The following is a 5642-nucleotide window of genomic DNA, read 5'->3' on the forward strand; positions in this document are numbered from 1 at the left end:
GCGTGCCGCAGGGCACCGCAGCCGGGCGATTAGCTCAGTGGGAGAGCGCTTCGTTCACACCGAAGAGGTCACTGGTTCGAACCCAGTATCGCCCACCGGAGAAGGCCGGTCCGTGATGATCACGCGGACCGGCCTTCGGCCTGTCCGGCGCCCCGCCGCCGCGCCCCGTCCCCGGCGCAAACCGCTTCGCCGGCCTCTCCCGGCGCTCGGTACCATTCCCCCAACTCCCCGGCACGGCGACCGCCGCGCCGCACAGCGACGAGTCAGGAGAGACCGGTGTCCGACGTCCGTGTGATCATCCAACGCGATTCCGAGCGGGAAGAGCGCGTGGTGACCACGGGCACGACCGCCGCCGCGCTGTTCGAGGGCGAGCGCTCGGTGATCGCCGTGCGGGTGGCCGGAACGCTCAAGGACCTCAGCCACCGGCCCGCCGACGGCGAGGAGCTCCAGCCGGTGGAGATCTCCTCCCCGGACGGCCTCAACATCCTGCGCCACTCCGCCGCCCACGTGCTGGCCCAGGCCGTGCAGGACCTCTTCCCCGAGGCCCGGCTCGGCATCGGCCCGCCCATCCGGGACGGCTTCTACTACGACTTCGACGTGGACACCCCCTTCCAGCCCGACGACCTCAAGCGCATCGAGAAGCGCATGCAGGAGATCATCAAGCGCGGGCAGACCTTCTCCCGCCGGGTGGTCACCGACGACGAGGCCCGCGCCGAGCTGGCCCGGGAGCCCTACAAGCTGGAGCTGATCGGCCTCAAGGGCTCGGCCGGCGAGGCCGCCGAGGGCGCCTCCGCCGAGGTCGGCGCCGGCGAGCTGACCATCTACGACAACAAGGACCCCAGGACCGGCGAGCTGTGCTGGCGCGACCTCTGCCGCGGGCCGCACCTGCCCACCACCCGCCGGATCCCGGCGTTCAAGCTGATGCGCTCGGCCGCCGCCTACTGGCGCGGCAGCGAGAAGAACCCCCAGCTCCAGCGGATCTACGGCACCGCCTGGCCCTCGCGCGAGGAGCTCAAGGCCCATCTGGACTTCCTCGCCGAGGCCGAGAAGCGCGACCACCGCCGACTGGGCGCCGAACTGGACCTCTTCTCCATCCCCGAGGAGATCGGCTCGGGCCTCGCCGTCTTCCACCCCCGCGGCGGCATCGTCCGCCGCTGCATGGAGGACTACTCCCGCCGCCGGCACGAGGAGGCGGACTACGAGTTCGTCTACACCCCGCACGCGACCAAGAGCACCCTGTTCGAGGTCTCCGGCCACCTGGACTGGTACGCCGAGGGCATGTACCCGCCCATGAGGCTGGACGAGGGCCAGGACTACTACCTGAAGCCCATGAACTGCCCCATGCACAACCTGATCTTCCGTGCCCGGGGCCGGTCCTACCGCGAGCTGCCGCTGCGGCTGTTCGAGTTCGGCACCGTCTACCGCTACGAGAAGTCCGGCGTGGTGCACGGCCTGACCCGGGCCCGCGGCTTCACCCAGGACGACGCGCACATCTACTGCACCCGCGAGCAGATGCCCGGCGAGCTGGACAACCTGCTCACCTTCGTGCTCGACCTGCTGCGCGACTACGGCCTGCGCGACTTCTACCTGGAGCTGTCCACCAAGGACCCGCACAAGTCCATCGGCTCGGACGAGAACTGGGAGCAGGCCACCGAGGCGCTGCGCGCGGCCGCGCAGAAGCAGAACCTGGAACTGGTCATGGACCCGGGCGGTGCCGCCTTCTACGGGCCCAAGATCTCGGTGCAGGCGCGCGACGCCATCGGCCGCACCTGGCAGATGTCCACCATCCAGGTCGACCTCAATCTCCCCGAGCGCTTCGGCCTGGAGTACACCGCGGCGGACGGCACCCGGCAGCGGCCGGTGATGATCCACCGCGCCCTGTTCGGCTCCATCGAGCGGTTCTTCGCGGTGCTGCTGGAGCACTACGCCGGTGCCTTCCCGCCCTGGCTGGCCCCGGTCCAGGCGGTGGGCATCCCGGTCGGCGACGCCCACGTGCCCTACCTGGAGGAGTTCGCCGGCCTCGCCCGCGCCCGCGGCCTGCGGGTGGAGACCGACTCCTCGGCGGACCGGATGCAGAAGAAGATCCGCAACGCCCAGAAGGCCAAGGTGCCGTTCATGATCATCGCCGGTGACGACGACATGGCGGCGGGCGCGGTCTCCTTCCGCTACCGCGACGGCTCGCAGAAGAACGGCGTGCCGCGCGAGCAGGCGCTGGAGGAGATCGAGACGGCGGTCCGCGACCGCGCCCAGGTCTGACGGGGGCCGTGCGGATCATGCCGGGGACGGCCCGTCCGGGCCGTCCCCGGTGCCATGTTCCGGCCTTGCCCCGGCGCTTATGCTGGCCCGCATGAGCAGCGAGCCGGAGCAGCAGATCGGAGTCGGGACACCGGACGCCTTCCAGCGCCTGTGGACCCCGCACCGGATGGCGTACCTCCAGGGCGAGGGCAAGCCCACCGGTCCCGGCGCCGGCGACGGCTGCCCGTTCTGCGTGATCCCCGGCAAGAGCGACGAGGACGGGCTGATCACCGCCCGCGGGGAGAAGGTCTACGCCGCGCTCAATCTGTACCCCTACAACGGCGGGCATCTGCTGATCATGCCGTACCGGCATGTGGCCGACTACACCGGGCTGACCGGGCCGGAAACCGCCGAACTGGCCGCCTTCACCAAGCAGGCCATGACCGCGCTGCGCACCGCCTCCGCCCCGCACGGCTTCAACATCGGCCTCAACCAGGGCACGGCGGCCGGCGCCGGCATCGCCGCCCATCTGCACCAGCACGTGGTGCCGCGCTGGGGCGGGGACGCCAACTTCATGCCGATCGTCGGGCACACCAAGGTGCTGCCCCAGCTCCTCGCCGAGACCCGGCGGCTGATCGCCGACGCCTGGCCCGCGCAGGACTGACCGGCGGCCCGGCCCGTCCCGGCCGTGCACCGCGCGGCCGGGCCCCGGCCGTCAGACGCCGTACTCGTCCGGGGTGCCGGGGGAGACGGACTGCACCGCGCCGCGCAGCCCCGCCGCCTTGGCCGTGAAACCGCTGGTGTCCACGCCGTGCTCGGCCAGCACCCGGATCGCCGTCTCGTAGACCACCACCAGCACCGGCGCCGGTATCCGCAGCGCGTCGTCCGCCATGAAGCGGTGCCGCCACGGCTTGCCCGCCCAGGTGTGCCGCAGCCCGAACGGCTCCGGAAGGCTCAGCTTGCCGCCCAGCTCGTCCAGCTTGGCCGGCCTCCAGGTGAGCGGGGCCCGCGCGGCCAGCCGCACCACTTCCTTGGCGTCCACCAGCGGTGCCGGCCGCTCCACGAGCGTCCAGAACTTCACCGGATGCCGCACCTTGCGGGTCTTGGAGTCCGGCCCCTTGAAGAAGAAGCCGTGGACCGGGCCCAGCAGGTGGCCGGTCACCTCGATCCGCATGATCCGGTGCAGCACGGTCACCTGGATCATCATGGTGACCACCAGGGCGCCGTCCCACAGCACGAACTGCGCGCCCAGGTAGTGCCGGTCGCCCGAGTCGATGTGCTGCTCGTTGCAGATCCGCTGGACCTCGATGTTGGTGAACCGGTAGCCGTCCGCCGCCGGGCCCTCCGGGCGGGAGACCGCCTCGGCGCCCTCCCCGACGTGCCGCACCACCCAGTGGACCAGGCTGGGCGGCGTGGGGAAGCCGCCGGTGTGCAGCGGCCCGCGCTCCAGCATCCGCAGCTGGTCGTGGATGGCCCGCACCACGTCCCAGGCGCGGAACGGGTCGATGTCCCGCTGCGGGTCGGCCGGCTGCAGCTCCTCCGCCAGCGTCCACTGGCACCAGCGCACACCCATGCCGAGTATTCCCTCGGGGCCGGCGTAGTGGATCAGATTGCTGGCCTGCTCCTCGGTGATCTTGGCCAGCGCGGTGCGCAGCCGCTCGGCGTCCTTGTCATTGGGGTTCTGCGGCACCGCCTCGGGGATCTTGGCCCCCGCGCTGCCGCCGCTGAGCAGCCCGCTCCACTGCGCCCGCAGACCCTGCGCGGTCCGTTCGGCCACCCGCTGCGCCCACAGCCAGCCCAGGACCGGGGCGGGCAGTGCGGCCCACAGATAGAACCGCAGCGGGCCGGAGACCGGTGCCCGGTACAGCAGCAGGACCACCAGCACCGCGACCACGCCCAGTGCCAGCATGCCCAGAACGCCCGCCCGCCGGTCCTGGGCCCCGGCAAAGGTGCGGCGAAGCTGGAACAGGCCCAGCCAGATCAGTACCCCGGGCAGGAACAGCAGGCCGCAGACGGCCATGATCAGGGTGAGCTGGGCGTCCCGCTGCCGGCGCAGCCGCTTGGCGGCCAGCGCGTGCTCCACCACGGTCTGCGGGTCCACCCCGAAGGACTGCACCAGCGGCTTGCGGTCCTCGGCCAGCATCCGCTTCTCCAGGGCACGGGTGAACGCCTCCCCGAGATTCGGCTCCAGCAGCGAGATCTTCGGCTTGGTGACCGAGGACTTGTCGCTCGCCTCGCATATCGCGTCCGGCGAGCCGTCCCGGAAGGCGACCGAGGCCAGGGCCGCGGTGATGCCCGTCTGCCCGCGCACGGCGCTGCCGGACAGCGGTATCTGGGCGCCCTGGCTCAGATCGAAGCTCATGGTGAACTGGCCCGTGTCCTGGAACCCTGCCACCGGCACACCCCCTGGGTCCGACCGCTCTCTGCGTCCGCGGCGTCACCGTACGCGGTGCCGCCACCCGGCACATTCCCCGGAAAACCCGCCGCAACCGGATTGCCCGGGACCGGAGCGCGCACGGACCGCGCCCACGGCTAAGCTGACAGACTAACGGCGCCTGCGACAAGGACGATACGCCGCCGTCCGGCCGCCCGGCCCGGACCCGCCCGGCCGTGACTACGATGGGCCCCGCCGGTGTCCGGACGGGCACCATTCACAGACATCACTGGGAAGGCCATGCTCAACAAGTACGCGCGTGCCTTCTTCACGCGTGTCCTCACCCCCTTCGCCGCGCTGCTGCTCCGGCTGCGGGTCAGCCCGGACGTGGTCACCCTGGTCGGAACCCTCGGCGTCATGGCGGGCGCCCTGGCCTTCTACCCCCGGGGCGAGTTCTTCTGGGGCACCGTGGTCATCACGCTCTTCGTCTTCTCCGACATGATCGACGGCAACATGGCGCGCCAGCTCGGCGTCTCCAGCCGCTGGGGTGCCTTCCTGGACTCCACCCTGGACCGGCTCGCCGACGCCGCGGTCTTCTCCGGGATCGCCCTGTGGTACGCGGGCCGGGGCGACAACGAACTGCTCTGCGCGGTCGCCCTGTTCTGCCTGGGCAGCGGCCAGGTGGTCTCCTACACCAAGGCCCGCGGCGAGAGCATGGGCCTGCCGGTCCGGGTCAACGGACTGGTGGAGCGCCCCGAGCGGATGGTGATCACCCTGGTGCTCACCGGCCTGTCGGGCTTCACCCTCTTCGGCGTCCCGCACATCGGCGTGCTGCTGCCGGTGGCGCTCTGGGCGGTCGCGGCCGGCAGCCTGATCACCCTGATGCAGCGGATGGTGGCCATCCACCGGGAGGCCACCGAGGCCGACGCCGCCGCCCGGGCCGCGTCCGGCACCGCTCCGGACACCGCCGCCGGCGGGGAACCCGCCACCGGCGGCTCCGGCGGCACCGCGAGCGGCGGCCGGGCCGGGGCCG

4 protein-coding genes and 1 tRNA gene are annotated in these 5642 nt (G+C 71.8%); 4 read left to right on the forward strand and 1 reads right to left on the reverse strand.

Annotated features, from left to right (window positions below; translation table 11 throughout):
- Positions 1 to 23: 23 nt before the first annotated feature.
- From GQS09_RS26480 to GQS09_RS26490, 3 genes are all read left to right on the forward strand, one after another.
- Positions 24 to 95 (forward strand) — tRNA-Val (locus GQS09_RS26480).
- A gap of 181 nt (positions 96 to 276) precedes the next feature.
- On the forward strand, positions 277 to 2256 hold the full coding sequence (gene thrS / locus GQS09_RS26485) for a threonine--tRNA ligase (protein WP_165990070.1): 1980 nt from the start codon (positions 277 to 279) through the stop codon (positions 2254 to 2256).
- Positions 2257 to 2335: 79 nt separating this feature from the next.
- Positions 2336 to 2899 (forward strand): HIT domain-containing protein, encoded by a 564-nt coding sequence (locus GQS09_RS26490; protein WP_165990071.1) that lies wholly within the window; start codon positions 2336 to 2338, stop codon positions 2897 to 2899.
- 51 nt (positions 2900 to 2950) lie between these two features.
- Here GQS09_RS26490 and GQS09_RS26495 read toward each other — a convergent pair whose 3' ends face one another.
- Positions 2951 to 4597 carry a hypothetical protein gene (locus GQS09_RS26495; RefSeq protein ID WP_207958313.1) on the reverse strand — a complete coding sequence of 549 codons (1647 nt, stop codon included), beginning with the start codon at positions 4595 to 4597 and terminating at the stop codon, positions 2951 to 2953.
- Between the two features lie 312 nt (positions 4598 to 4909).
- Here GQS09_RS26495 and pgsA point away from each other — a divergent pair.
- The coding region (pgsA, locus tag GQS09_RS26500; RefSeq protein WP_165990073.1) for a phosphatidylinositol phosphate synthase at positions 4910 to 5642 on the forward strand (733 nt) is incomplete at its 3' end.

The sequence above is a fragment of the Streptomyces sp. YIM 98790 genome (genome assembly GCF_011421595.1).
Classification (GTDB): Bacteria; Actinomycetota; Actinomycetes; order Streptomycetales; family Streptomycetaceae; genus Streptomyces.

Excerpts from the sequence above, each read along its gene's own strand:
- GQS09_RS26490 (WP_165990071.1), top strand. The coding sequence starts at position 2,336 with ATGCTGGCCCGCATGAGCAGCGAGCCGGAGCAGCAGATCGGAGTCGGG.
- GQS09_RS26495 (WP_207958313.1), bottom strand. The coding sequence starts at position 4,597 with ATGAGCTTCGATCTGAGCCAGGGCGCCCAGATACCGCTGTCCGGCAGC.